This is a genomic window from Actinomadura sp. HBU206391 (assembly GCF_014323665.1).
Lineage (GTDB): Bacteria > Actinomycetota > Actinomycetes > Streptosporangiales > Streptosporangiaceae > Actinomadura_C.
The window spans coordinates 33748-59332 of the sequence record NZ_JABVEB010000023.1 but is presented as its reverse complement, the minus strand read 5'-3'; the positions used below and the strand labels follow the sequence as shown (position 1 = coordinate 59332).

Sequence of the window (25585 nt, the reverse complement as noted above, 5' to 3'; positions counted from 1 at the left end):
CGCCTGGGCCTGCCGGACGGATCCGCCCGTACACCCCCCTCGGCGAGCGCCGCCGACGCCGAGATCGGCGCCGATACCAGCGCAGATACCGGCACAGACGCCGCCGATGACGCTCAGACCGAGAGCCCGACCGAGACCGACGCCCCTTCCGAGCAATTCCCCACAGGGAGATCCACGTGACTGTGCATATCGCGCCGCTGTTCCCAGATCGGCCCGACGCCGGCGACCCGCCCGCCACGGCCGAAGAGGGCTTGGGGGCGCTCACCACCGAAAAGGGCAACCTGCCGCTCGACTCCGTCGACATCCGCGCCGCCATCACCGGGCTGGCCGCCGGCGTCGAAGTGGTCGAAGGGTTCCACAACCCCTTCGACGTGCCGCTCGAGGCCACCTACATCTTCCCGCTGCCCGACCGCGCGGCGCTCACGGCCATGCGCATGGAGGCGGCCGACCGGGTCATCGAGGGCACGCTCAAGGAACGCGGCCAGGCGCGCGAGGACTACGACGCCGCGATCGCCGCGGGCCGGCGGGCCGCGATCGCCGAAGAGGACCGGCCGGACGTCTTCACCATGCGGGTCGGCAACATCCTGCCGGGCGAGCGGGTGACCGTGACGCTGAAGCTGAGCCAGCCGCTCCCGTACGAGGACGACGCGGCGACCTTCCGCTTCCCACTGGTCGTGGCCCCTCGCTACATCCCCGGGGCGCCGCTCGACGAACCCGCCGCCGGCTCCGGCGTCGAACCGGACACGGGCGCCGTCCCGGACGCCTCCCGGATCAGCCCGCCCGTGCTGCTGCCCGGCTTCCCCAACCCGATCCGGCTGGCGGTCGCGGTCGAGATCGACCCGGCCGGTCTGCCGCTCACCGAGATCCGATCCAGTTTCGGGGGCGCCGGCTCCGACGCCATCGCCGCGGAAGAGGGCGACGGCGGCCGTACGGTCGTCCGGCTGCGGCCGGGCCGGCGCCTGGACCGCGACTTCATCCTGCGTCTGGGCTTCGCCCCGCAGGAGGCGGGGGCGCTGACCCTCGTGCCGGACGACACCGGTGAGGAGGGGACGTTCACGCTCACGGTCATGCCGTCGGGAGAGCGGCGCCCGCGCCCGCGCGACGTCGTACTGGTGCTGGACCGGTCGGGCAGCATGCAGGGGTGGAAGATCGTGGCGGCCCGGCGGGCGGCCGCCCGCATCGTCGACACGCTGACCGGCGAGGACCGGTTCGCCGTGCTGTGCTTCGACCACGTGGTCGAGCGGCCCGCCGACCTCCCGGGCGCGCTGGTCACGGCGACCGACCGCAACCGGTTCCGCGCCGTCGAGCACCTGGCCCGGCTGAGCGCGCGCGGCGGCACCGAGATGCTCGCCCCGCTGCGCGAGGCGGCCGGCCTGCTCGGCGACTCCGAACGCGACCGGGTGCTGGTCCTGATCACCGACGGGCAGGTCGGGAACGAGGACCAGATCCTCGCCCACCTCGGGCCCGCGCTCGGCGGCACCCGGGTGCACGCCGTCGGCATCGACCGGGCGGTCAACGCGGGCTTCCTCGGCCGGCTGGCCGCGATCGGGCAGGGCCGGTTGGAGCTCGTGGAGTCGGAGGACCGGCTCGACGAGGCGATGGAGCACATCCACCATCGGATCGGCTCCCCGCTTGTCACCGGGCTGTCGCTGGAGAGCGACGGGCTCGAGATCGTGCCCGACACGGTCGCCCCCGCCCGGCTCGGCGCACTGTTCCCCGGAGTGCCCCTCGTCATCTCGGGCCGGTGGCGCGGCGACCCGGCCGGCGCGATGGCCGTACGAGGCGTCACGGCGGACGGCGCGCAGTGGCGGCGCGGCGCGTCGGCCACCGTCGCCCATGACCGGGCGGCCGCGGCGATCTGGGCCCGCGCGCACCTGCGGGAGCTCGAGGACCGCTATGTCACGAGCGGGTCCGAGAGCCTCGAAAAGCGGATCGTCGACACCTCGCTGCGCTTCGGCGTCCTGTGCAGGTTCACCGCCTTCGTCGCCGTCGACAGCCGGGTCGTCACCGCAGGTCAGGACCCACACCGCGTCGTACAGCCGGTCGAGACGCCCGACGGCTGGGCCACCGCGCAACCCGACGCCTTCGGGGCGCCCATGGCCGCCCCGCCGGCGCCGGCCGCCGCCGTGCCGATGGCGCAGCGGGGCGCACCGCCCATGCCGATGTCGGCCGGGTCGGTCCCGCCCGGGCCGATGGGCCGGCCGGGCGGAGGGGGTCCCCACCGAGGCATGACGGCGCGAGCGCGACCCGGCGGCGGCGCCCTGTCGGCGGGCTCCCGGCGCGTTCAGCGCCCCGACGCCCTCTCGCTCGCCCGGCGGCAGGCGCGGCAGGAGATCGAACTGCTGACCGGCTCGGCGAGCGCGCCCGACGACACGCGGTGGCGGCTGCTCTCCGATCTGCGCACGAGGCTCGACGCGCTGGTCGTCCATCTCAAGGACGCGGGCGTGGCCGAGGACGTGGTCGCCCCGCTGGTCTCGCTGCTCCATGACCTGAGGGACGCCGACGAACCCGTCCACACCCTGGGGATGACCGATCTCTGGGAGCGCACGGTGCGCGTGCTGACGGAGTTCGCCGGGAGCGGTTCACCCGCGCCGACCAGGCGAGCCTTTTGGAAGCGGCCGGGCTGAACCAGAACGACCGCAGACCCGGTGTTTACTCTCAGCGCCCATGAGGTAACACTCCGTATGCGAGGTGGAGGTCTTCACCGGACCCCCCGCCGGTGGAACGGAGACCTCGCGGTCAGAGAGAGCGCATGTCGTGGATTCGGCATGTGACAACCGGGAGGGTGTACATGCGACGTAGATACACGGCCACAGGGGCGGTCCTGGCTCTTGGAGCCGTGGTCGGCACCGGCATCGCGACGCAGGAGGAGGGCGCCGCGGCCGCCGGAAAGCCGGTCAATGCGCAGCGGGCGGGCTTCGACGGCTACCAGCTCGTCAAGCTGCCCAACGCCAACGTTCCCGCCTTCACCCGGCGTACGGTCTGGTGCCCCGGCGGGAAACGGGCGGTCGGCGGCGGCGGGGAGGCCCAGGGCAACGGAGCCATCCTGGTGGGCAGTTTCCCCACCGACGACGGCCGAGGCTGGATCGCCCTAGGCCGCCAGGACGGCTTCAGCACGGTCGGCATCAGCGTCTACGCCATTTGCGCCAACGCCACCTGATCCACGGGTTCACATAGAGATGGGGCCAAGCCGTGACGGGCTTGGCCCCATCGCCGTGTCACCGGATAATCACGTACTCCGGCGATCTCGAGGAGCCACCGATGGCACGGGACTTCTACTCGACCATGGCGCAGGTGCTGCCCGTCCTGTTGCTGGCGTTGGTCTGGGAGTCCCGCTACCTCGAGAACCTGCCGAACGAGCAGCGGCGACTGCGCCGTGACGATCCCGTGAACGGCGTGCTGTTCTGGACCAAGCCGAGGGTGCGCGTCTACGCCATCAGCGTCGCCACGATCGTGCTGGCCGAGACCGGCGTCTGCGTTCTGGTCCTGGCGGGCACGATCCCCGACACGCTGGTGCTGCGCGGTGTGGTGGTCGCCGGGCTGCTGCTCACGCTCGTAAGCCTGCTCGTCCGGATCTGGTTCCAGATCCTGCGCGCCACCGAACCGTGACCGCTCGGCCCTCGTCCACGGCGATCACGCGGTCGGGCCCGCCGGTCGGCGGATCTCTCCCCGCTCAGGTCGCCGGGTCGAGGCGGTAGACAGGTCCGTTGAGGCTGAGGACGTACAGCTCTCCGGCCTGGTCCACGCCGAAGGCCGAAAGCTGCGCGACGCCGGTGAGCAGGGTCCGCGGGTCGGCGCCCTTCTGGGGCCCCGAGGATCCGACGGGGACCTCCTTGACCCATCCGGCGCAGAAGTCGCCGTACACGTAGTGGCCCGTGAGGCCCGCCAGCTTCTTGCCGCGGTAGACATGGCCGCCGATCACCGAGCAGGCGCTGTCCTTGTGCAGCGGGTACTCCAGGACGGGATCGACAGCGCCGGCCGGACGGTCGCCCTTGAACCGGTGCCGGCCTTCCCGCGCGCTCCAGCCGTAGTTCTCCCCGCCCTTCGAGCGACCCGGCTGCCGGTCGACCTCTTCCCATTTGTCCTGGCCCACGTCGCCGATCCACAGGTCACCGGTGACGGGATCGAACGAGAACCGCCAGGGGTTGCGCAGGCCGTAGGCCCAGATCTCCGGCTTGGCGCCCTGCCGGTCCACGAACGGGTTGTCGCGCGGCACCGTGTAGGCGTTGCCGCCACCGGGACGTGGCGCGATGCGCAGGATCTTGCCCAGCCAGGTGCCGAGGTTCTGGCCGTTGCCCTGCGGGTCGCCTCCGCTGCCGCCGTCTCCGAGGGCGATGTAGAGGTGGCCGTCGGGCCCGAACGCCAGCTGACCGCCGTTGTGGTTGGCGTACGGCTGCTTCTGGAACAGCACCTCACGCCGGGAGCCCTGGTCGACCTTGCCGTCGCGGCCCACGGCCCATTCGGCGACGCGGGTGTCCCCGTTCTTGTCGGTGAAGTCGAGATAGACATAGCGCCCGTCGGGCGAGAAGGCGATGCCGAGCAGTCCCCGCTCACCGCCGCTGGCGATGTCGGCGCGCAGATCGAGGACAGGCCGGGGATCGAGCCGTCCGTCGCGGATGGCTCTCACCCGTCCGGGCTGTTCGATGACATAGAGCGCCTGGTCGCCCTTGCGCACCGCCATTCCGAGCGGCGCGTCCAGGTCGGCCACCTTGGTCAGCTCGACCTTGCCGACCGGCGCCTGCGTGCCGCCCGACGTGGTCGCCGGCCGGCCGCCGGACCGTTCATCGGTCGATTCGCCCGCGTCCGATCCACCGCAGCCGGTCATCGCGGCGGCCGTCACGGCGACCGCGGCGCACATCCTCCGGAACCCTTGCATGGGCACATCCTCTCCGCGTCGGCGCATCCGGTCACCGACCCCGGCCGGTCCGCATCGGATCAGCGAACCACGCCGCGATCATCGAACCCGGGTGAACCGCCGAATGGGCGGAAAGGCTGCACGACCGGACGGGAGGCCGCTCTACCGGACGTCCTCGGCGCCGTGCGGGAGCGATGTCGGTTACGACGTCGTGCAACCACGTCTCCGCGCCGATCGCCATCCCGTGAAGGTAACGGGCCCAGCCGACCGCGTCAGCCGAAGCCGGCCGGCCACGGAGTACGAGATCACGGCCGAAACTCGCGGCTTCGCTCCCTGTACGGCCGCGGTCCCGACCACGTACTGCGTCACCTGCTCATGAGCGAGTGGGAGCCTACTTCCCCGGTGTCATCGGAGTCGAAGCCCGCATCTCGACGGACGCCTCGAACCGGGTCGGCTCGGTCGGGCCCCTGCGGTCCCGAGTGGTCGACACCACCTCGGTCGTGGCCTTGACCCGAAGGTCCAGCCGGGTGACCCGTCCGGCGGCGATGTCCACCGTCACCGTGACCGGTTCGGCGCCGAACCGGCCGCGATCCTTGTCGCCGCGATCCTTGTCGCCGCGATCCTTGTCGCCGCGATCCTGGCCCTCGCCGAGCAGTGGCGGCCTGACGGTCACCGTCACCTCGTGCTTGCCGGGCGGAAGCCGGTAGCACCACCTGCGCCAGGAGAACGGGCGCTCCACACCGTCGATGATCATTGACGGCCACGGCAGCCACGCGTTCGGGTCGGCGGTCGGGAAGGTCATCGCGGGAGGCGTGAGTCTGTTCCAGACGTACTTCCGCGCGGCCGTCCCGGTGACGACGAGGACACCGTGGATCCCGTCGGCGAGGCCGGCCGGGGCATCGCCGTCGCCGAGGAACATCCCGGTGTCCGCAGCCCGCGTGTCCGCGGTGGCCTCATATGACATGGCGACGCGGTACCGGCGGTCGATGCGGCGCTTGACGAGGCTCCACAGCACCACCACCGCGAGCGGGGCTACGAAGAACAGAGCGGTGAAGACGGCGAAGACGGCCTTACTCGCCTCCTCGGTCGCCTCGGCGAGCCACGCGACGCACATCAAGGCAAGGAATCCGGCCACGACCCCCCACCCGCCCGACCCGAGACGGCGCCGCGCCGGGGCCGGGACGAGCACCCCGTCCACACTGCCGAACGACGCCGGTTTCCAGTACTCCAACTCCACGATCTCGCCGGCGCGGACCCGGACCAGCCTCGCCGTCTCTACCGAGGAGACCCATCCCCCGACCTCGACGAGGTGCTCGCCGGGCTCGGTCACGACGACCATCCGGCCGAGCCCGTGCCACATCGGCCGGTCGTCGACTCCGACGGCCCTGGGCGCCACGAAACTGGGCGGATCAATCGCCCTGGTCCGGATCCACACCGAGATCCCGGCCTTCCCGGCGGGTAGCTCAGGGGCGGCCTCCCCGACTGGCCACGACACCACCGGCGCCCCCGGGTACGGAGTGGCCGCGAGGCTCTTCTCGCGCCGGTTCATCGCTCGCGACCCAGCGTGTCGTCGATCTGCTGGTCGGACATGGTCGACCGCCGACCTCCTCATTCCTTCAGGCCCCGGTGCTGACGGTCCCGCCGCCCCGGCACACGTTGGAGGCTAGATCCCTCAGTCCGGTGAAGCACCGCGTTTCGGGCAACGAAGCGACCCGAATCGAGCCCGAGCAAGGCTTCGATCAGCCGTAGTGGCGGCTGAACACCGCCGACCTGGAATTCACGCTCATTTGGACACGTCGGGCTGGTAGGTCGCTATGATCACACCGGTCGTCGTCGTCGTACTGTCGACCAGCCGGAACGCGGCGAACGTACCGTCGCCCGTGAACAGGCGCTGCCCCTTTCCCAGCACCACGGGATGGATCAGCAGGACGCACACGTCGATGAGGCGGTGCGGTATCAGCGATCGGACCAGTTCACCGCTGCCGAGTACCGCGATGTCCTTGTCATGCTGCTCCCTGAGCTCGGTCACCGCTCCCGGCACGTCGCCGTCGATGAGCGTCGAGTTCCTCCAGGGCAGCGGCTCCCGCAGCGTCCTCGACACGACGTACTTCTGGCGGTTGTTGAGCACCGCGGCGTAGGGGTTGTCGTCCGGCTGGTGCGGCCAGTACGTCGCGAGGTGCTCGTACGTCTTCCGCCCGAGCAGCATGACGCCGCCGCCGGCCATTCCCTTTCCCATCGCCTCGCCCATGACCTGATCCTGGTAGGGCGTCGACCAGCCGCTGAGTTCGGAACCGTCATGCGCGTCCTCCTCGGGGCCGCCCGGGTCCTGCATCACGCCGTCCAGCGTGAGGAAGATGTTCGCCACGATCCTGCCCATGTCAGTGCTCCGTGCTCGGTGGTGTTCGCCGGCACCCGGCCGGCCTCTCACCCCCTACACGAACGAGGTCGCGCGGAATCGACACCAATTGGATGATGGCGGTATGGCCGAGCGTCGTGTTGCCGTGTCGGGATATCTGCACAGAGTCAGGCGGCTTGCTCCCGACGTGTTGGTCGGGCGCGATGCGGAACTGGCGGAGCTGGCGGCGTTCTGCACCGCGGCCGAGGGACCGGCGTACGCGTGGTGGCAGGGCGAGGCATGGGCGGGCAAGTCGGCGTTGATGGCCTCGTTCGTGCTGGCTCCTCCGCCGGGGGTGCGGGTGGTGTCGTTCTTCATCACCCCGCGCTGGGCGGATCAAAGCGAGTGGGCGGCGTTCCTGGAAGCGGTGCTGCCGCAACTGTCGGAGGTCACGGGTAGGTCGTTGCCCGCTGTGCTGACCGACGCGCATCGGCAGGAATGGTTTCTCAGGTTGCTGAACGAGGCCGCCGACTTGTGCGCACGTGAGGGCGGCCGACTGGTGTTGCTGGTCGATGGGGTGGATGAGGGCCGGGGGGCGACGACCGGTCCCGACGCACACGGCATCGCGGCGCTGCTGTCCCACGCCGCCCGCCCCGGGGCACGGGTGGTGGTCGCAGGGCGTTCCGATCCGCCGGTCCCCTCCGATGTCCCGCCCTGGCGCCCCAAGGACGCATGGGTCGTCCGGCTGTTGGATCCGTCGCCTGCGGCACAGGCCGCGCAGCGGGAGGTCGAGCGGGAACTGGTGCACCTGCTGGACGGCGGTGGGTTGGGCAGGGATCTGCTCGGCCTGCTGGCCGCGGCCGGTGGGGGCCTGTCCGGCAGTGATCTGGCGGAACTGACCGGGGCGTCGGTGTGGGAGATCGAGCGGCTCTTGCAGGCGGTCGCCGGCCGGATCCTCACCACCCGTGACGGCACGGGGCATCCCGAGCCGGTCCCGTTGTTCGTGCCGGCCCATGAGGAACTGCAACGGACTGCTCTGCGCCGGCTGCATGACGATCTGGCCGGATGGCGGGCGCGTCTGCACGCGTGGGCTGACGGCCACCGTGAACGGGGCTGGCCGGTGGGGACGCCGGAGTATCTGCTGCGCGGTTATCTGCGGATGCTGCTGGAGACCGGTGACCTGCCGCGGATGACGGAGGTCGCGACCGACCGCGCGCGGCGGGACAGGATGCTCGATGTCGATGGCGGCGCCGCGATCGCGGACATCAACACCGTGCAGGAGTACATCCGCGACCGATCGGTCCCCGACCTGACCGCCGGCCTCCGTCTGGCCTTCGCCCGAGAACACCTCGCCCAACGCGACGGCAACATCCCGACCAACCTCCCGGCCGCCTGGGCCGCCCTCGGCAATCCCACCCGAGCCGAAGCGCTCGCCCACTCCATCGCCGACCCCTCTGACCGGGCGCAGGCCGTGGCGGAACTGGTGGGAGCGATGGCGCGGGCAGGCGACCTCGACCGGGCGGAGGCCATCGCCCGTTCCCTCACGACCCCCTTCTACCGGGCGCAGGCCCTGGCGAAGCTGGCGGGGCCGATGGCGCAGGCGGGAGACCTCGACCGGGCCCGGACCATCGCAGGCTCCCTCGCTCACCCCTACCATCAGGTGAAGGTTCTGGCGGAGCTGGTAAGGCCGGTGGCTCAGGCGGGAGACCTCGACCGGGCGACCGCACTGGCCGAGCAGGCCGAGACCATCGCCCGCTCCATCACCGACCGCTACGACCAGGGGGAGGCCTTGACCGCCCTGGTGGGGCCGGTGGCTCTGGCAGGAGACCTCGAACGGGCCGAGACCATCGCAGGCTCCCTGACCGACACCCGTGCCCACGAACGGGCCCTCGCGGCACTGGTGGGGCCGGTTGCCCGGGCAGGAGATCTCCACCGAGCCGAGACCATCGCCGACTCCATCACCGACGCTCGCACCCACGAACGAGCCCTGACGGCACTGATCGGGCCGATGGCCAAGGCAGGAGACCTCGACCGTGCCGAAGCCCTCGCCCGCTCCATCACCGTCCCCCGCGACCAAGCGCAGGCCCGGACGGCACTGGTGGAAGCGGTGGCCCGGGCAGGCGACTTCGGCCGGGCCGAGACCATCGCCCACTCCCCCACCGACCCCCACGCCCGAGCCCAGGCCCTGACGGCGATGGTGGGCCCGGTGGCCCAGACGGGCGACCTCGAGCGGGCCACCGCACTGGCCGAGCGGGCCGAGACCATCGCTCGCACCCCCACCGACCTCCACGCCCGGGCGCTGGCCCTGGCGGCACTGGTGCAGGCGGTGGCTCAGGCGGGCGACCTCGAGCGAGCGACCGCACTGGCCGAGCGGGCCGAGACCATCGCCCGCTCCATCACCGACCACAACGCCCGAGCGCAGGTTCTGGCGACGCTGGTGGGGCCGGTGGCTCAAGCAGGAGAGTTCGACCGGGCCGAGACCATCGCCCGCTCTCTCAACGCCTACCACCGGGCACAGGCCCTGACGGAGCTGGTCGGCCCCGTAGCCCAGGCCGGCGACTTCGACCGGGCCGAGGCGATCGCCCGCTCGGTCACCGATCCCCGCGCCCGAGCACGGGTTCTGGCGGCACTGGTGGAAGCGGTGGCCCGGGCAGGAGACTTCGACCGGGCCGAGACCATCGCCCACTCCCCCAGCGGCCCCCGCGCCCGAGCGCAGGTTCTGGCGGCACTGGTCGGAGCGGTGGCCCAGGCGGGAGACCTCGACTGGGCGACCGCACTGGCCGAGCGGGCCGAGACCATCGCCCGCTCCATTACCGACCGATACGACCAAGCGTGGGTTCTGGCGGCACTGGTCGGAGCGGTGGTTCAGACGGGAGACCTTGACCGGGCGACCGCACTGGCCGAACGAGCCGAGACCATCGCCTGCTCCATCACGAACCTCTACGCCCAAGAAGGGGCCTTGGCGGAGCTGATGGGGCCGGTGGTGCAGGCAGGCGACCTCGACCGGGCGGCCGCACTGGCCGAGCGGGCCGAGGCCATCGCGTGCTCCCTCGCCGACCCCTACGAGGAGGAACCGGACCTGGCGGAGCTGGTGGGACCGGTGGCCCGGGCAGGACGCCTGCACCAGGCCACCGCGCTGGCCGAGCGGGCGGAGAGCATCGCAGCCTCCACCACCGACCTCGACCTGGCACAGGTTCTGGCGGCGCTGGTGGGAGCGGTGGCCCGGGCGGGAGACCTCGACCGGGCCGAGACCATCGCCCGATCCATCACCCACCCCTCCGCCCAAGCGCAGGCGCTGATGACGCTTGTACCGCTCATTGCACCCGACCGAGCCTGCGCACTTCTCGGAACCGTCTTGATCGGCGGTTCACCTACGCCGCTACTGCCGGTGCTCGCGAGGGTCGCTCCCTCGGCAGTGATCGCCGCGGCACAGGATCACCTCGACGAGGCGGAACCAATGCAGAAATCGAGCGTGCCGCGATCATAAGATGACCGCTCTCCAGGGCGCACCGGAACGATCACTACTGATCACCGCGGCACCCAGGACAAGCGGAAGGCCCAGGTCAGAATCGGCCTGGGCCAGGGCCTTCAGTCGAGCCAGATCACGATGCCGGTCAGGCCGCTCAGTACGGCCGCGACACCGGCCCGGACGGCGCGTCCGGCGCGTTCGGGGGTGAAGGTGGCGGGATCGTACGTCGAGGACATGCCCAGCCCCTCGCCGCGGAACGACGCACCGGTCCAGTCGGCGGCGGTGACGTTCGCCGTGGGCTCGGCCAGTTCGGCGCCTACCACGAGGAACTGCTGGTCGAGGTGGTTGGGAGAGACCATGGCCAGGGGGTCGACGAGGTCGTTGCCGGCGCTGATGATGAGGTCGGGTCCCAGGTCCATCGCCTCGCTGATGCGCGCGATGAACTGTGCCGGTTCCGTGGCCGTGACGGTCTTGAGGCTGACGTGCTCCGCCTGGGCCCACTCCTCCACGGCGCTCACCAGCGTCCTGGTCTGGGGGTCTCGCCCCGCGGTGAGCAGCACCACGCGGTAGCCCTTCGATGGACGGACCCCGTCCCAGGAGCGGGGTCGCGGTGTGATCGTCGCCTCCGGGGCGGGCGGTGCCGCCCGGTCGACGTACCCCGGGCCGAGGGCGCCGACGGCGGTGGGCTTCGCGTGCGGCCGGGACCAGTCGTCGCCGGAGCCGCATCCGCTGACCAGTACGGCGGTCGCAACTGCCGCGGCCAGCGTGCCGGCGGGCAGAAGTCGAGAGCGCAAGAAGATCGTCCTCCGGGGGTGACAGGGGGTTGCGCCTAACTTCCTACCCCATCACCTGCGGTTTTCGATGCCAGGGGCCGTTTCCGACGGGCTTGGTTCCTCGCCGGTTCGCGCGCGGGCTGCCGTTCGTTCATCTGAGCCGAGCAGATTGCGTTCGCCATCGAAGAGGAGTCACATGTCCCACGCCGCTCGGCGTCGTGCCTGTGCCGTCGTCGCCGCGGTAGCCGTGGCCGTTCTGCTCAGTGCCCTGCCCGCCCTACCCGCTCTCGCCCACGGGTTCAGCTCGACCGTGTACGTCCACCTGACCTCGCCCGAGACCGGGCACGTCCGCACCGAGCTCGGGCTGGAGTACGACCTGCTGGTCGTCTCCGCCGCCGACTCCGAGAAGGATGACCCGCTCTTCCGTACGGGCGACGCGGCGTTCAAGGCCGACGACGCGGCGAAGCAGGCCGCCGCGCTCGACGCCCACGCCGACTCGGTGGTCGCGTACGTGACCCACCGCTTCGGCGTCACGGCCGAGGGCGGGACGTGCACCCCGGTCCAGGACGGCGACTTCAGGATCGAGCGACGTGAGGGTGTCCCGTACGCGCTGCTGGTTCTCGACTATCGGTGCCCGGAGTCCGCTGGAGCGCACGAGGTGCGCAGCGGTCTGTTCCCGGACTCCGAGAGCTATGTGCGCGACACCAAGACGATCGTCACCTACGACCTCGATCTGACGTCCGGAAGCGCCGCCCTCGACGCTCAGCATCGGTCGTTCTCCACGAAACAGTCCTGGACCGAGCGGTTCGGGGAGTTCTTCCGGCTCGGAGCCGAGCACCTGCTCACCGGGATCGACCACATCCTGTTCCTGCTGGCGCTCATCGCGGGGTCACGCCGCCTGCGCGAGATCGTGCTGGCGGCGACGACCTTCACGCTGGCCCACTCGGTGACCTTCGTCCTCGCCGCTCTCGGCCTCGTGCGGGCGCCCGCGTCGTTCGTCGAGCCTGTCATCGCCCTCTCGATCGCGGTCGTCGCGGGCTGGCATCTGTGGCGACTCTGGCGACGCCGGTCGCACGCCACAGATCTCGAGACGGTCGGTCGCGGTCACCTCAGCCTGGACCGCGCGGGCTGGACGCGGCTCGCGGTGGTCTTCTGCTTCGGCCTCGTGCACGGGCTCGGCTTCGCCTCGGCACTGGGGATCGACCAGGCCTGGTCGTGGACGCTTCTGTGGTCGCTGCTCGTCTTCAACGTGGGCATCGAGGTCGTCCAGCTGGCGATCGTCATCGTCGTCTTCCCGCTGCTCGCCCTGCTGCGCCACCGCCGACCGGTCGCGGGGCTGTGGACGACCGGGGCGATCGCAGCGGGTGTGTCCGTGATGGGCCTGGTGTGGTTCGTGCAGCGAGTTCTCGGAATCTGAGACGTGATCACGACTTCCGGCAAACGCAACGATGCGCCTTCCCCAAGTTCACCTCGAAGACACCCACTTTCGAAATCTTCACAAGGCTCATCATTTATCCCTAAAACGGACGGAAGCTGATGAAGTTCGACAACTGGACACCGGGCTCCGGCGTTGCCCGACGCCGAGTGGCTGTTGGCGCCACCGCGGCGGTCATGGGTGCCACCGCACTGCTCGGCAGCGGCCTGACGGCCGCGGCCCACGCTGCCGATGGCGCGACGCCCACCGGCATCGTCCTCGGCGTGGGCGCCAAGGAGACGCAGCGCGTCGTGTCCTGGTACACCTCGGCCGGCACCGCGCAGGTGGTGCAGGTCGCGCCGACTTCCAAGATCAAAAAGGGCAGGTTCCCGAAGAACAGCGTCACCTTCCCGGCCACGGTCGCCGCGAACACCGTCAACGGCGGCTACAACGGTCACGCCACGCTCGACAGCCTGAAGGAGCACACCGCGTACTCCTACCGCGTCGGCACCGAGGGCGGCTGGTCCCGGACGTACTCCTTCAAGACGCAGGATTTCAAGGGCGACTTCGACTTCCTGTTCTACGGCGACCCGCAGATCGGCTCCTCCGGCGATGTGGCGAAGGACGGTGCAGGGTGGCAGGACACCCTGAACGTCTCCCTCGCCGCCAACCCGCGCGCCGAGCTGCTGGTCTCGGGCGGTGACCAGGTCGAGACCGCCAACACCGAGACGCAGTGGGACGCGTTCCTCGCGCCCGACAAACTGCGCCAGTACCCGTGGGCCGCCACCATCGGTAACCACGACGTCGGCGGCAAGGCGTACGAACAGCACTTCTGGACTCCGAACACCGACCGTTCCGCGCCGTACTACAACGGCGACGCGGCCATCCGGTCGGGCGGTGACTACTGGTACAAGTACAAAGGCGTCCTGTTCATCGACCTCAACAGCAACGCCTACGCCGCCGGCTCCGACGCGGCGCACATCGGCTACGTCACCGACGTCGTCAAGAAGCACGGCGCCGACGCCAAGTACACGGTGCTCGTCTACCATCACTCGATCTACTCGCCGGCCTCACACGCGAACGACGGCGACAACCGACTGCGCCGTCAGGACTTCCCGACCGCCTTCTCGAATCTCGGCGTCGACCTGGTCCTGCAGGGTCACGACCACAGCTACTCCCGCAGCTACGAAATCAAGAACGGTAAGAAGGCGAACCCGAGCGAGAAGCCCGGTGCCGCCAAGGTGGCCCAGGGTCCGGGCGGCGTCATCTACGTGACGGCGAACTCCGCGTCGGGCTCGAAGTACTACAACCTCACCGCTCCGGACACGACCAAGGACCCGAACTACGGCCCCGACCCGCTGAACCCCAAGAGCCACTGGGCCAACTCGGTCGAGAACCAGGAGCACGTCCGTACCTACGTGAAGGTCGAGGTGCGGGGCGACAAGCTCGTCGTCGAGAACCTCCGCAGCGGCACCTGCGCCGCCCCCAACGCCGCGGTGGAGCTGGGCCAGGAGTCGTGGTGCGGCCCGAACAGCGGCGCCAGCGCCGCTCAGCCGGTCGGCTCCACCGTCGACAAGGTGACGATCCTCCCGTACCGCGGCAACGACCACGGCCATGGGAACGGTCACGACAACGGCCACGGAAACGGCCACGACTACCGGGCCGACGTGTCCACGCCGACCCTGGACGAGTCCGCCTGGCTTCAGTAGACGACCGAGGGTGGTGCCGGGGACTCTCACGCTCACCGCGCTGAGCTGATCCGGCCCGCTCCACCTGATGGGGTGGGCACCGTCGGGCGCCCACCCCATCGCACGTCTTCCATCCCGCCACTCCCAGACTGCCCGAGGATCATCAGATGCACCCGCTCAGAGCGCGTACGACCACAGCGGTCGGAACCCTCGCCAAGGCCATCGTCGTGGTACTGCTCGCCGCGCTCGCCTGCCTCGCAATGGGCGCCGGACCCGCTGCGGCGGCGGCCGATGACGTCTCTTGGGCGATCAGTACGGCCGCAGGCGACTTCGGGCCCGACCGGCAGAACTACAGCTACACCCTCGACCCGGGCGGGCGGCTCGAGGACGGTCTCGTGGTCGTCAACCACGGCACCGCGCCGCTCCACCTGGCCGTGTACGCCGCCGACGGGTTCACCACCGAGAAGGGCCGGCTCGACCTGGTCGCCAAGGGCGCGAAGTCGACACGGGTGGGCGCGTGGGTCCACGCCGCCCGACCCGACGTGACGGTTCGGCCCGGCGAATCGGTCGAGGTGCCGTTCACGGTCACTCTTCCTGGCGACGCCGCGCCCGGCGAATACATGGGCGGCATCGTCACCTCGCTGACGCAGGCCGGTGAAACGGACGGGAGCGATGCGGGCCGGCGTCTCGGCATCCGCATCCGTCTGCGCGTGGGTGGAGCGCTCAAGCCGAGCCTGTCGGTAGAGCACCTGAACGTGCGCTACTCGGGTACGCCCAATCCGTTCGGAAAGGGTGACGCCACCGTCACGTACACGATCCACAACACGGGCAACGCCATCCTCACCGCTCGGCAAACGGTGTCCGTCTCCGGCCCCTTCGGGCGCTTGGGCGTCCGCGCGGGGCGGATCGACGACTCGCCCCAGCTGCTCCCGGGCGACACCTGGAAGGTCTCCGTGCCGGTGCACGGAGTGGCTGCCGCCCTGAGACTGACGGGGACGGTCGCCCTCGTCCCGTTGCTCACCGACGCGTCGGGCTCGGTCGCCCCGCTCGCCGTCGGCAAGACCACGACGCACAGCTGGACCCTCCCCTGGGCACTGCTGCTTCTCCTCGTCGCCGGTTGCGGACTCGTCATCGCGGTTCCGGCTGCCCGGCGCCGCCGCCGGCAGGCCGAGCTCCGCGAGGATGCTCGCGTCCAGGAGGATGTCGAGCAGGCGCTGCCCCAGCCGGAGACCTCTGACCATTAGCCGTTCGGATCCGACGGGTGGCGCAACACCGAGGTCAGCGGCCCGCCGCCGATCACCGGCGGTGCAGGGCGGCGGTCCGCAGCTCCGCGCCCCGGTCCATCCCCTCGAACAGCGCCGCCGCCCGCCCGGCGGTGTCCAAGGCCCAGCGCCCGGTACTGATCAGCCCCAGGACCAGGATGCCGACGCCGAGCCCGAGCACCAGCCACCACACGTCGTGCTCCGCGCTGGTGAACGCCATCCCGCCGCGGGACGCGGCCGATCCCACGATGGTTCCGGAGATCGCGACGCCCAGGGTGGTGCCGGTCTGCCGGCCCGTCGAGGCCAACGAGGCGGCCACCCCGGCCATCGAGCGGGGCATTCCGGAGACGGCCGTGTTGGTGATCGGCGGGTTGATGGTGCCCTGGGCGATGCCGAACAGCAGATAGATCGCGAGTACGGCCGGCAGCGGGGTGGCCGGTCCGAGCCAGATCGACGCGCCGCCGCCCAGTGCCAGCGCGGCCCCGGAGACCACCAGCGGCAGTCGAGGACCACGCCCGCCGACCAGTCGGCCGGTGAGCGGGGCGAGCACCACGATCAGCACCCCGACCGGGAGCAGGCACAGCCCGGCCGTCAGCGCCGACATGCCGCGCACGTCCTGCAGGTACGTGGTTGTGACGAACAGGAACGCGCCGAACGCGCACAGGGCCCAGAGCGCGATCAGGATCGCCGCGCTGAACGGCACGCTGCGGAACAAACGCAGCTCCAGCAGCGGGTCGACACGACGCGGTTCGTAGCCGAGGATGCCCAGCGCGCCGGTCACGGCGGCGGCGAGCAGGCCGAGGATGACCGGCGAGGTCCAGCCCAACCTGGTGGACTCGATGATCGCGTAGACGACGCTGCCCAGCACCAGGACCACCAGGGTCTGGCCCACCGGGTCGAACCGGCGCGCCCGGGCGGCGCGGGACTCGGGCACGAACAGCGCGGTGCACACGATCGCGACGACCACGATCGGCACGTTGATCCAGAAGATGGAGCGCCAGCCGAAGCCGTCGACGAGGGCGCCGCCGAGGATCGGACCCAGCCCCAGCGACAGGCCGGACATCGAACCGAACACGCCGATGGCCCTGGCCCGCTCGGCCCGGTCGGAGAACGTGGTGGCGATGATCGCCATCGCCACCGGGTTGAGCATCGCGGCACCGACGGCCTGTAGCGCACGCGCCGCGGTCAGCCAACCGATGCTCGGTGCCAGGCCGCACAGCAACGAGCCCAGCCCGAAGACGGCGAGGCCGACCTGGAAGATCCGCCGACGGCCCACCCGGTCGGCGGTGGACCCGGCCAGCAACAGGAAGCCGGCCAGCACCAGGGTGTACGCGTCGACCGTCCACTGCAGGCCTGACACCGAGGCGTGCAGATCGCGACGAATCTCCGGCAGCGCGACGTTGACGATGGAGATGTCCATCACCACGACGACCATGCTGGCGCAGCAGACCGAGAGAACCAGAAATCGGCGGCGTCGGCTGAGTTCGCCGGCCGTGGTCTGGGGCGTTGAATCACTCATGACCACGGACGCTAGGATTTAGAGCGTGCTCGAAGTCAAGCCGCAGCCGGTACCCGAGCCCGCTCGCTCCGACCCCCAAGAGGGCATGAGCATCGCCGAGGCCGCCCGCCGCACCGGGGTCAGCGCACACACCCTGCGCTACTACGAACGCGCCGGCCTGGTCGTCACCACCGTCGACCGCACCGCCGGCGGCCGGCGGCGCTACCGGCAGCTGGACCTGGACTGGATCATCGTCTGCACCAAGCTGCGGGCCACCGGCATGCCCATCAAGACCATCCGACGCTACGCCGAACTCGTATCCGCCGGGCACGGCAACGAGCAGGAGCGGCTTGCCCTCATGGAGGCCCACCGCGCCGACGTGGCCGCCAAGCTCGCTGAGATACAGGAGAACCTCAAGCTCATCGACCACAAGATCGACGTCTACCGAGGCCGGCTCGCAGCCGGCGACGCCGACCGACTATGGGCGCCCAACCGCCGAGCGGATCTGTAGCCCGCGCGCCCGGCCTGTGCCAAGGCGACTCGGACGAGCAGAAGACCCAGATCCGTCGCTGACCTGGGCACCTTCGCGGTGTGATACCGCCTATAGGGCAAGTGGACCACCGACGGACATGCCATGGCCCTGCTGGCCACGCTATGGAGCGTCGTACAGAGAGTGCACGAATCCATCCACTTGGCTCCGGTCATAGCCGCGCAACGCCAGGTCGAAAACCGGGCGCGGTAGCGGAGGCAGGTCCTGGTCGCCGAGCAGTTCCTCGAAACGGCGGAAAAATTGGTCCACCTGGTACCGGTCATAGCCACGCAAGCCGATGGCGAACATCGGCGGAACCGGGTCTTCTTCGAAAAAGTTCTCGAACTGCGCCCGGCGCTTCGGGGACAGCCGCGCCACCCGGTCGGCATCCCAACCTTGTTGATCCCGGGAGCGTCCCCCGGCCAGCAAGAACCACAATAGGAAGCCTGTCAGCGAACTCACCGCAACCACCAGGATCTTCTGCCCGGGGCCGCCTCCTTGCTGACCGAGGTCATCGAGAGATCCCTCGCCGGTCATCGTGTGCCCAGGCGCTTGGGGATCGACCCAGATCCTGGTGGTCGTACCGACGGCAGGACAGTCCCTGCCCGTCCGGCCCCCGCAGATGCCCAAGTCAAGCGTCCACGACCGGCCGGCGAATTGGTACGAGCCCTTCACGGTCCCGCCGGACACCTTGGCCACCCAGGCGATGATCTGCACACCCTCAGCGCGCATCCGCTCGCGTTCCTGGTCGGCACGCGATCCCGCGCGGATCGCAGATACGGATATGAGCGTCACCACGACGGCGACCAGCAGACCGGACATCACCCGCCACCACTGACGGTCCCCTCTGGTGTCCCACCACACAAGGCCGAATTGTCCCCTACCCCCCCGCGTATCCACAAGCGCTCTCCCACGCGCCACGCGCTGCTGCGACACGCGAAGGCTCCACCCCTCGCCCGAGGGGCGAACATGGGCAAATCAGACGAGTAATCAGCGAGTTACGGTCACTGACGAACCCGGGTTGATTCCGCAGCGAAACCCCATTCACAGCATGAAACCGAATATTCGAGCGGAACACCGCTGAGGCTGCTCCCTGAGGCCGTGGTCGGCCGTTGTGCTGATGCACGTGGCTGGATATGACAAACTCCCCCAATGATTAAATATCTGCCTTCAGATGGGCTACTTCGCCAATTTCTTGGCATAACAGTATGTTCCGCGTTGGTGGTGTCCGGTCTGGCCGCATGTAGCCGGGACGAACCGACCCGGTCGCCCGCCGCAACGTCGCCGCGGCCGACCCCGGTCCGCGCCCTGTCAGCGCCCGAGGCGAAGCAGGTGATCACCCGTTATGCGACGACGATGAACCTGGCGAACCGGCGTTTTGATCGCAGGCGGGCGACGCTGGCGGAGACGGCATCGGCACTGCAGATGCGGTCCGCCCAGTACACGTACTACCGGGCCAACAAGTGGCCGATCCAACCTCGCCGGTACACCGCCCCTTCGGGCGCGACTCCGGCGTTCACCGGCTATCCCCGTTGGTTCTTCGCCGCGCTCGCCTTCCGCGGCTCCGGCCCGGTCAGCCGGGACGTACCGGTATTCGTCCAGAAAAGTGCGGGAGCTCCCTGGCAGGCCGCCTACGTGCCGCTGGCCGCCGGCTCGACCTTTGCTCTCGGGAAGAGCATCCGCGTCGCGGACGTACCCGACGTGGTGCCGCCGGGCGACGCCGGGCTTGTGCTACCCCCCGACCGGCTGGCGTCCTCGTACGCCGATGTCCTCTCCCGCGGCACTCGCAGCGCCAATGCCAGGCAATTCCGGCTCTCAGGGCTGCTGACCGCACGTTTTCGATACGTCCGCACGAACCGCGAGGTGCTCCCCAAGCTCAACTGGAAGGGCTACTACCGGCCGCGGGCGTCGGCCCACCCCACCTACGCCGTCCGCACCACGTCAGGAGGTGCGCTGGTCTGGTGCGCCGTCGACTTCGCCACCGCGGCCCGCAATCAGGGAAACCGGAAGATCACCTTCACCGTCGCGTCGTACGGCGATCAGGCCAGGGCCTTCCTCGGCAAGCTCCTGATCAGCAAGTCGTACACCGGCCTGGAGCGAGAGGAGATCCTCGCCTACGTTCCGCCAAAGGGCAAAGGGAAGATCCAGATTCTCGCCCAACGCTGGTCGCCTCTTGCCCTGAAGGGACGCTGAGGCCGAGCAAGAGGTTCACGGCCAGTGCTGACCTGAACCTGCGGCTCGTCTGGTGTGGCGATCGGGAGGAACTCCCCGGGCTGTGCGACCTTCTCTACGCAGCCAGCGGATGAAGCCCACTCGCTCTGCCAATGCACGTAGCCCGGCCATCCAAAGATCCACCACGTATCCGAGCGATCGTGATGGATCTCTGGATGGCCGGGCGTACCTGCCCGAGTTCATAGTTCCCGGACGAGGTCTCCGGCATCCCTTCCGGGGCGGCGCAGGCGGTGCCGTCAATCCGCCTTGAGTCTGTTTCTTGAGTCCGCGCACCAGTACCGCTTGGAGTGTGCGGCGCTGCGGTGCGACCCTCAGCGGACCACGTCGTAGACGAGTTTCTGAATGCCGTTGCGGTAGGTCTCGCTCTCGATGACCTTGAGCTTCTGCAGGCTCTTGTCGGTGGCGCTGAACATGCGCTTTCCGGCGCCGAGGAGCACTGGGAAGACCAGCAGGTGGTAGCGGTCGATCAGCCCCGCGTCGGAGAGGTTCCGGCAGAGAGTGGCGCTGCCGTGGATGATGATCGGACCGCCGTCGGTCTCTTTGAGCTTCGCGACCTCGTCGGGTGAGCGCAAGATCGTGGTCTCGCCCCAGTTGTCGACGAGGTCGGCTTCGCCGAGCGTGGTGGAAACGACGTACTTCGGCATCACCTTGTAGTCGGCGAACTCGGCCACGCCCGGCCAGACGGGACTGAAGGCTTCGTAGCTGGCCCGGCCCAGCATCATGGCCGTGGCCTCCTCCTGCTCCCGGCCCTTGATCTCGTAGGCATCCGCCACAAACTCGATGTCCTTGAATGTCCAGCCGGCACTGCGGTGGGTCTCAGCGCCTCCGCCCCCGGGGGAGTCGACGACGCCGTCGAGCGAGACGAACGCGGTGTAGATCAGAGTGCGCATGTCGATGCCTCTTCCTAGTGTCGACCGCCGTTCTGCCTGGCGGCTTGGCGATGACTGAACTCTCTCACCGAAAATTAAATTTGTCAAGAAATCTCAAGTTGTCGATGACAGCGGACCGCCGACCTGGGCTTTCGTACGGAGATGCGATCGACCCGCCGGGCACACCACTCCCCTCGCTGGACGCTGGGCGAGCGGTTCACGGCCCGATCACGCGCCGGCGGCGTCGAGCCAGCGGCTGGGGACGGCGCGTCGCGGGATGCAACGCTTTGTCGGACCCGTGGCACCGCCAGTCGACCAGGGCGAGGGCCGGGAGATGTCCCTTCGGGCGTTCAAGTTGCCGGTCTGCGGCAGGTGTGGGCTGAGGTCACAGCCGTCAAGAAGAAGGCCCAGGTCAGCACCCTGACCTGGGCCTTCGCAGTGCGGAGCCGCCTATCGGAATCGAACCGATGACCTATTCATTACGAGGGAAGATCGGGAAGACAGCGACCCAGTGCAGTCCTCATGTCTGCCTGGCCATACCGTCCCTGACTGTCCGCGAGAGTCCACGTTCGTCAGCCACGATTGTCACCCAGTTCGTCACTCGGCCCACGCGAAACGCCAGCCCCCAGGTGGTGCCAGTCATGCGGCCCAATACACTGATCACAATCAGACAAGGAAGCAAACATGGGCACCTGGGGTATCGGTCCATTCGACAACGACACGGCTGCGGACTTCGCTGGCAATTTGGACGACCTCACCGAAGACGAACGGCCAGTGGCCATACGAGAAGCCTTGCTGACAGCTGACAGCTGACAGCGAGACCGCGGTCGCCGCCGCCGCGCTTGTCGCTGCCCAATGCCCCAACGGCGAGCCGAGCGACCCAATCTACGGCCCGACAAACCTCTGCAACAGTTGCCCGCCGACCTGCAACTGCTCGCCGTCCAGGCACTCGATCAGCTGTCTCATTTTTTGATCCCCAGCTCCCCGTGAGTCCCCGTGGATCGCTGGCCTATCTGGCACGGCTGTGGCACGGGAGGTGGCGCGAATCTCGCGCAGAACCATCCTGCCTGTCGCATTGTCGGAGCGGGCTGGCATTCTGGCGCCGTGCTGATCAACGGATACGACGACGACTCACTGGTTGCTGGAGAGCACCTGCTCTCGCACCCGGGCTTCTGGGCCGCCTACCTGATGTGGCTGACCGGCAAGGACGACGAGTTCGAGAAACCAGATGAGGAGTGGTTCGGCGCGGACGCAGCCGATGCCGGCGCTGCCTACGAAGCCCTGAACGATGAGGAAAACTGGCCGGTGTTTCGCGTCCCCTTCGGGGGAGGACATACCGCTGTGGTGGTGCAACGCAACTTCCCCGACGACTGGGGCACCGAGTACTTCATCACTCACCCCGACTGGGGCCGGCTCGGCTACCTGGCCACCATCGACGGACATCAGGCGGGTCCGGGACTGTCCTGGCAGGAGCTGATCCACATCGCCAACACCCCCGGACCGTCCGGAGAGGGCGTCCATGAGCCATCCGCCCGTCTACTGCTCCTGCTGCCCGCCCTCGGCGACGCGGACCTGCCCACGAACGCCGTAGCCACGATCGCCTCCGCGCTCATCGCGGCGGGCGCGCCTGCGGCCACAGCCCCACGCACGGCGGAACTGCTGCTTGACAACCCCATGTGGGAACCGGCCCACTGGGCCGTCCCAGGCGAGTCACCGCTGAGCGGAGCCGAGCCGCCGTTCGCGGACATTCTCCTGTGCGACGGTGTCATGAGCCCCCGCTGCGGCATGCGTCTCGCACAAGGCATCACCCGAACGCAGAGCGACCACCTGGCTCAGGCTCTCGGCACGTGGAAGGCCTGATGACGCGATCTGATCCGGCTCGGCCCGAGCGGCTCAGCACACAGCCGCCCGCAGTTGCCCACCTGGCACGGCGATCAGCCCCGGATCCCTCCCTGCCCTCGATAGCTGCAGACTCCGCGACTTTCGGGCAGGTTCTGTCAAGGGTCGGAGATCGCGTAGCGACGCCGTAGGCGCCCTTGGCAGCTCCTGACCGACGCGGACAATTATGCAGCGGGGGCAATCACCCGCACATTCGCAACCCACGCAACCCCGCCCTCGGCGGCCGTTCCAGCTGCGGCCGAGGGGACGTCGATGTATGCCTACATCGTCTTGTCGCTGCTCATCGGCACGTGTACTGAGGAGCTTCGCGCGCTCACCTGGTCGCACGTGGATCTCGACGGCAGGCCCGATGCCAAACCACCCGTTCCGCCGTCCATCATGGTGTGGCACTCGGTACGGACCGGCGGGGACACCAAGACCAAGAAATCCCGGCGCACACTGGCGATGCCCGCGCGATGCGTGGAGGCGCTGAAACTCCATCGTCAGCTCCAGGAGCTCCACCAAAAGGCCGCAGGCACACGATGGCAGGATCATGATCTCGTCTTCGCCTCACGGGTGGGCACTGAGCGCAACCCGAACAACGTGCTCCGAGCCTTCCGGAACGTCTTGAGCAAGACCGACCTTGACGTTACGGCATGGACTCCCCGCGAGATGCGCCACAGCTTCGTCTCGCTGCTCTGGGACTCAGGTGTTTTACTAGAGGACATCTCCCGCCTGGTCGGTCACACCGGAACGACCGTTACGGAGAAGGTCTACCGAAAGCAGATCCGGCCCGTCCTCCTGGCCGCCGCCGAAGCGATGGACGAGATCTTTCCTCAGGAGCTCTCGGAGCCCTAGTCACTCAGTTGGTCACTCACTCGGTAGCAGAAGGCCCCTCCCGAAGATCGGAAGGGGCCTTCGCGGTGCGGAGCCGCCTATCGGAATCGAACCGATGACCTATTCATTACGAGTGAATCGCTCTGCCGACTGAGCTAAGGCGGCACGCCGTCCTCGGACAGCGGCAAGAGTCTACCGGTTCCGGGCGGCGCTCCACACATGGGTTATCGGCAGACCGCCCCCTCCCGAGGGGCCTGTTCCTTGATCAGGTAGTTCTCGACCGCCCGGCTGATGCAGTCGTTCCCCTGGAGGTAGGCGGTGTGCCCGTCGCCGTCCAGCGTGAGCAGCCGGCCGGAGCTCAGTTCGCTCGCCAGGTTCTCGGCCCACTTGTACGGAGTGGCCGGATCGCGGGTCGTGCCGACGACCACGATCGGGGCGGCTCCCTTCGCGGCCAGCGCCTTGGGCTCCTGGGTGGTCTTGGCCGGCCAGTAGGTACACGGCAGGCTGCCCCAGACCACGAACGGGCCGAAGCGCGGCGCGATCTTCTTGGATTCCTCGGCCACCTTCTGGGCCGCCTTGAGGTTGGCGGGGTACGGCTTGTCGACGCAGTTGATCGCCATGTTGGACTCGGTCTGGTTCGTGTAACGGCCGTCCTCGCTGCGCTCCACCAGGAGATCGCCGAGCCTGAGGAGCATGCTGCCGTCGCCGTTCATGGCCTGCTTCAGAGCCACCCGCAGCGCCGGCCAGCTCTGCTTGTTGTAGAGCGCCGTGGCGATCCCCAAGGTGGCCAGGGCCTCGGTGACCTGGCGGCCGTCTCCCGTGGTGTTCTTCAACGGTTTACGGTCGGCCTGCTGCTGCAGGGCGGTGACCTTTCTGAGGGCCTCGTCCGTGCTGCCGGTGCCGAGCGGGCAGTTCGGGGTCTTCACACAGTCGGCTGCGAAGGCGCGCAGGGCGGTCTCGAAGCCCTTGGCCTGCTCGAGGTTGATGTCGTCGGAGGACAGCTTCGGATCCACGGCGCCGTCCAGGACCAGGGCCCGCACGTTCTTGGGGAACTGGTCGGCGTAGAAGGCCCCCAGATAGGTGCCGTACGAGAAGCCGAGGAACGACAGCCGCTCGTCACCGAGCGCGGCGCGGAGCACGTCCATGTCCCGGGCGGCATCGACCGTGCCGACGTGCGGGAGGGTGCTGCCGGCCTTGGTCTCGCAACCTTGTGCGAACCGCTTGCCGACCGTGACGAGGGCGGCCTCCTCCTCGCTGTTGTCGGGCGAGGAGTCCGTGGCGAAGTACCGATCGAGCTCCTTGGGATCGAGGCAGCGCACCGGGTCGCTCTCGCCCACCCCGCGAGGGTCGAACCCGATGATGTCGAAACGGTCCCGCAGTGCCTTGCCGAACGCCTGTCCCGACTCGCGCACGAACTTCACCCCGGAGCCGCCGGGGCCGCCCGGGTTGGTCACCAGCGACCCGATCCGTTGGCGCTTGTCATGGGCGGGCATCCGGATGATCGAGATGCCCAACTGGCCGTCACCGGCGTTGCCGTAGTCCTTGGGCACCTTCAGCGTCGCGCACTGGAACCCGTCCTTGCAGTCCGACCACGACAACTTCTGTTCGTAGAACTGCCGCAGGCCCGGAGACGATTCCAACGGCGGCGACGCCACCGGTGTGGCACCACCCGTGGCGGTACATGCGCTCGCCGTCATCGCTGCGATCACCGCGACGACCATCCTACGAAGTGACTTCACCAGACTCCCCCTCAACCGGGCGTGTTCTCTCTGTGATTATTCATACTCGTACCGTAGTCTCCGAACATCCAGCCGAATCGCGGACCGAACCTTTCCCGTCCTGACCGCCGGCTCGGTCGCCACCCCGGCCGGATACGCACACCACCCGCCCGTCGGGCGAGCGAGCGGCTGAGGGTTCCGTCAATAGTTCATGAGACTTCGATGAAA

General features: G+C 69.0%; 21 protein-coding genes and 1 tRNA gene. 13 read left to right on the top strand and 9 right to left on the bottom strand.

From position 1 onward, the window contains the following. From HKK72_RS39820 to HKK72_RS11480, 4 genes are all read left to right on the top strand, one after another. The coding region (locus tag HKK72_RS39820) for a hypothetical protein (protein ID WP_222720586.1) at positions 1–180 on the top strand (180 nt) is incomplete at its 5' end. Further along, positions 177–2627, top strand: coding sequence for a VIT domain-containing protein (locus tag HKK72_RS11490; RefSeq protein WP_315987189.1), 2451 nt, complete (start codon positions 177–179; stop codon positions 2625–2627). The genes HKK72_RS39820 and HKK72_RS11490, both read left to right, overlap by 4 nt. Positions 2628–2791: 164 nt before the next feature. Next, positions 2792–3160: a hypothetical protein gene (locus tag HKK72_RS11485; RefSeq protein ID WP_187234293.1), complete on the top strand. Its 369-nt coding sequence runs from the start codon at positions 2792–2794 to the stop codon at positions 3158–3160. 101 nt (positions 3161–3261) lie between these two features. Next, a complete protein-coding gene (locus HKK72_RS11480; RefSeq protein WP_187234292.1) occupies positions 3262–3609 on the top strand; it encodes a hypothetical protein in 348 nt (115 codons plus the stop codon). A gap of 64 nt (positions 3610–3673) precedes the next feature. Here HKK72_RS11480 and HKK72_RS11475 read toward each other — a convergent pair whose 3' ends face one another. From HKK72_RS11475 to HKK72_RS11465, 3 genes are all read right to left on the bottom strand, one after another. Then, a complete protein-coding gene (locus tag HKK72_RS11475) occupies positions 3674–4876 on the bottom strand; it encodes a PQQ-dependent sugar dehydrogenase (protein ID WP_187234291.1) in 1203 nt (400 codons plus the stop codon). A gap of 370 nt (positions 4877–5246) precedes the next feature. Continuing rightward, positions 5247–6404, bottom strand: a complete 1158-nt coding sequence (locus HKK72_RS11470; protein ID WP_187234290.1) for a hypothetical protein — start codon at positions 6402–6404, stop codon at positions 5247–5249. A 234-nt stretch (positions 6405–6638) separates the two neighbouring features. After that, entirely contained in the window at positions 6639–7232 is a 594-nt protein-coding gene (locus HKK72_RS11465; RefSeq protein WP_187234289.1) for a dihydrofolate reductase family protein, read from the bottom strand. 103 nt (positions 7233–7335) lie between these two features. Here HKK72_RS11465 and HKK72_RS11460 point away from each other — a divergent pair, with 103 nt between their 5' ends. Then, positions 7336–10677 carry a hypothetical protein gene (locus tag HKK72_RS11460; RefSeq protein WP_187234288.1) on the top strand — a complete coding sequence of 1114 codons (3342 nt, stop codon included), beginning with the start codon at positions 7336–7338 and terminating at the stop codon, positions 10675–10677. A gap of 101 nt (positions 10678–10778) precedes the next feature. Here the strand turns inward: HKK72_RS11460 and HKK72_RS11455 are convergent, their stop codons facing one another. Further along, positions 10779–11453 carry a hypothetical protein gene (locus tag HKK72_RS11455; RefSeq protein WP_222720585.1) on the bottom strand — a complete coding sequence of 225 codons (675 nt, stop codon included), beginning with the start codon at positions 11451–11453 and terminating at the stop codon, positions 10779–10781. Between the two features lie 175 nt (positions 11454–11628). Between HKK72_RS11455 and HKK72_RS11450 the strand changes: the two genes are divergently transcribed. From HKK72_RS11450 to HKK72_RS11440, 3 genes are all read left to right on the top strand, one after another. After that, on the top strand, positions 11629–12849 hold the full coding sequence (locus HKK72_RS11450) for a HupE/UreJ family protein (RefSeq protein WP_187234287.1): 1221 nt from the start codon (positions 11629–11631) through the stop codon (positions 12847–12849). A gap of 194 nt (positions 12850–13043) precedes the next feature. Beyond that, complete coding sequence (locus HKK72_RS11445) at positions 13044–14555, top strand: purple acid phosphatase family protein (protein WP_222720584.1); 1512 nt, start codon at positions 13044–13046, stop codon at positions 14553–14555. 146 nt (positions 14556–14701) lie between these two features. Next, complete coding sequence (locus tag HKK72_RS11440; RefSeq protein WP_187234285.1) at positions 14702–15778, top strand: WxL protein peptidoglycan domain-containing protein; 1077 nt, start codon at positions 14702–14704, stop codon at positions 15776–15778. A 52-nt stretch (positions 15779–15830) separates the two neighbouring features. Here HKK72_RS11440 and HKK72_RS11435 read toward each other — a convergent pair whose 3' ends face one another. Continuing rightward, positions 15831–17315, bottom strand: a complete 1485-nt coding sequence (locus tag HKK72_RS11435) for an MFS transporter (protein ID WP_187234284.1) — start codon at positions 17313–17315, stop codon at positions 15831–15833. A gap of 25 nt (positions 17316–17340) precedes the next feature. On the opposite strand from HKK72_RS11435, the gene HKK72_RS11430 reads away from it, so the two are divergent. Further along, positions 17341–17805 (top strand): MerR family transcriptional regulator, encoded by a 465-nt coding sequence (locus HKK72_RS11430; RefSeq protein ID WP_315987188.1) that lies wholly within the window; start codon positions 17341–17343, stop codon positions 17803–17805. Positions 17806–17946: 141 nt separating this feature from the next. On the opposite strand, the gene HKK72_RS11425 is transcribed toward HKK72_RS11430, so the two are convergent. Beyond that, positions 17947–18645 (bottom strand): hypothetical protein, encoded by a 699-nt coding sequence (locus tag HKK72_RS11425; RefSeq protein WP_187234283.1) that lies wholly within the window; start codon positions 18643–18645, stop codon positions 17947–17949. Between the two features lie 510 nt (positions 18646–19155). Between HKK72_RS11425 and HKK72_RS11420 the strand changes: the two genes are divergently transcribed. Then, complete coding sequence (locus HKK72_RS11420; protein ID WP_187234282.1) at positions 19156–20016, top strand: hypothetical protein; 861 nt, start codon at positions 19156–19158, stop codon at positions 20014–20016. A gap of 350 nt (positions 20017–20366) precedes the next feature. Here the strand turns inward: HKK72_RS11420 and HKK72_RS11415 are convergent, their stop codons facing one another. Next, complete coding sequence (locus HKK72_RS11415) at positions 20367–20945, bottom strand: dihydrofolate reductase family protein (protein WP_187234281.1); 579 nt, start codon at positions 20943–20945, stop codon at positions 20367–20369. Positions 20946–21608: 663 nt separating this feature from the next. Here HKK72_RS11415 and HKK72_RS39815 point away from each other — a divergent pair. The 3 genes from HKK72_RS39815 (at position 21609) to HKK72_RS11400 (ending at position 23660) form a co-directional block, all read left to right on the top strand. Next, a complete protein-coding gene (locus HKK72_RS39815) occupies positions 21609–21737 on the top strand; it encodes a DUF4259 domain-containing protein (protein ID WP_222720583.1) in 129 nt (42 codons plus the stop codon). Positions 21738–22028: 291 nt separating this feature from the next. After that, on the top strand, positions 22029–22784 hold the full coding sequence (locus HKK72_RS11405) for a hypothetical protein (protein WP_187234280.1): 756 nt from the start codon (positions 22029–22031) through the stop codon (positions 22782–22784). A gap of 291 nt (positions 22785–23075) precedes the next feature. Further along, the gene (locus HKK72_RS11400; RefSeq protein WP_187234279.1) at positions 23076–23660 is read left to right on the top strand and encodes a site-specific integrase; all 585 of its coding nucleotides are present in this window, start codon (positions 23076–23078) and stop codon (positions 23658–23660) included. Positions 23661–23731: 71 nt separating this feature from the next. Here HKK72_RS11400 and HKK72_RS11395 read toward each other — a convergent pair. Further along, positions 23732–23804 (bottom strand) — tRNA-Thr (locus tag HKK72_RS11395). Between the two features lie 59 nt (positions 23805–23863). Next, complete coding sequence (locus tag HKK72_RS11390) at positions 23864–25378, bottom strand: alpha/beta hydrolase (RefSeq protein ID WP_315987187.1); 1515 nt, start codon at positions 25376–25378, stop codon at positions 23864–23866. Positions 25379–25585 lie beyond the last annotated feature (207 nt).

Coding starts and splice junctions, on each gene's coding strand:
- HKK72_RS11465 (WP_187234289.1), bottom strand. CDS start 7,232: ATGGGCAGGATCGTGGCGAACATCTTCCTCACGCTGGACGGCGTGATG.
- HKK72_RS11400 (WP_187234279.1), top strand. CDS start 23,076: ATGTATGCCTACATCGTCTTGTCGCTGCTCATCGGCACGTGTACTGAG.
- HKK72_RS11485 (WP_187234293.1), top strand. CDS start 2,792: ATGCGACGTAGATACACGGCCACAGGGGCGGTCCTGGCTCTTGGAGCC.
- HKK72_RS11445 (WP_222720584.1), top strand. CDS start 13,044: ATGGGTGCCACCGCACTGCTCGGCAGCGGCCTGACGGCCGCGGCCCAC.
- HKK72_RS11480 (WP_187234292.1), top strand. CDS start 3,262: ATGGCACGGGACTTCTACTCGACCATGGCGCAGGTGCTGCCCGTCCTG.
- HKK72_RS11425 (WP_187234283.1), bottom strand. CDS start 18,645: ATGTCCGGTCTGCTGGTCGCCGTCGTGGTGACGCTCATATCCGTATCT.
- HKK72_RS39815 (WP_222720583.1), top strand. CDS start 21,609: ATGGGCACCTGGGGTATCGGTCCATTCGACAACGACACGGCTGCGGAC.
- HKK72_RS11470 (WP_187234290.1), bottom strand. CDS start 6,404: ATGAACCGGCGCGAGAAGAGCCTCGCGGCCACTCCGTACCCGGGGGCG.
- HKK72_RS11450 (WP_187234287.1), top strand. CDS start 11,629: ATGTCCCACGCCGCTCGGCGTCGTGCCTGTGCCGTCGTCGCCGCGGTA.
- HKK72_RS11440 (WP_187234285.1), top strand. CDS start 14,702: ATGCACCCGCTCAGAGCGCGTACGACCACAGCGGTCGGAACCCTCGCC.
- HKK72_RS11475 (WP_187234291.1), bottom strand. CDS start 4,876: ATGCAAGGGTTCCGGAGGATGTGCGCCGCGGTCGCCGTGACGGCCGCC.
- HKK72_RS11415 (WP_187234281.1), bottom strand. CDS start 20,945: ATGCGCACTCTGATCTACACCGCGTTCGTCTCGCTCGACGGCGTCGTC.
- HKK72_RS11435 (WP_187234284.1), bottom strand. CDS start 17,315: ATGAGTGATTCAACGCCCCAGACCACGGCCGGCGAACTCAGCCGACGC.
- HKK72_RS11460 (WP_187234288.1), top strand. CDS start 7,336: ATGGCCGAGCGTCGTGTTGCCGTGTCGGGATATCTGCACAGAGTCAGG.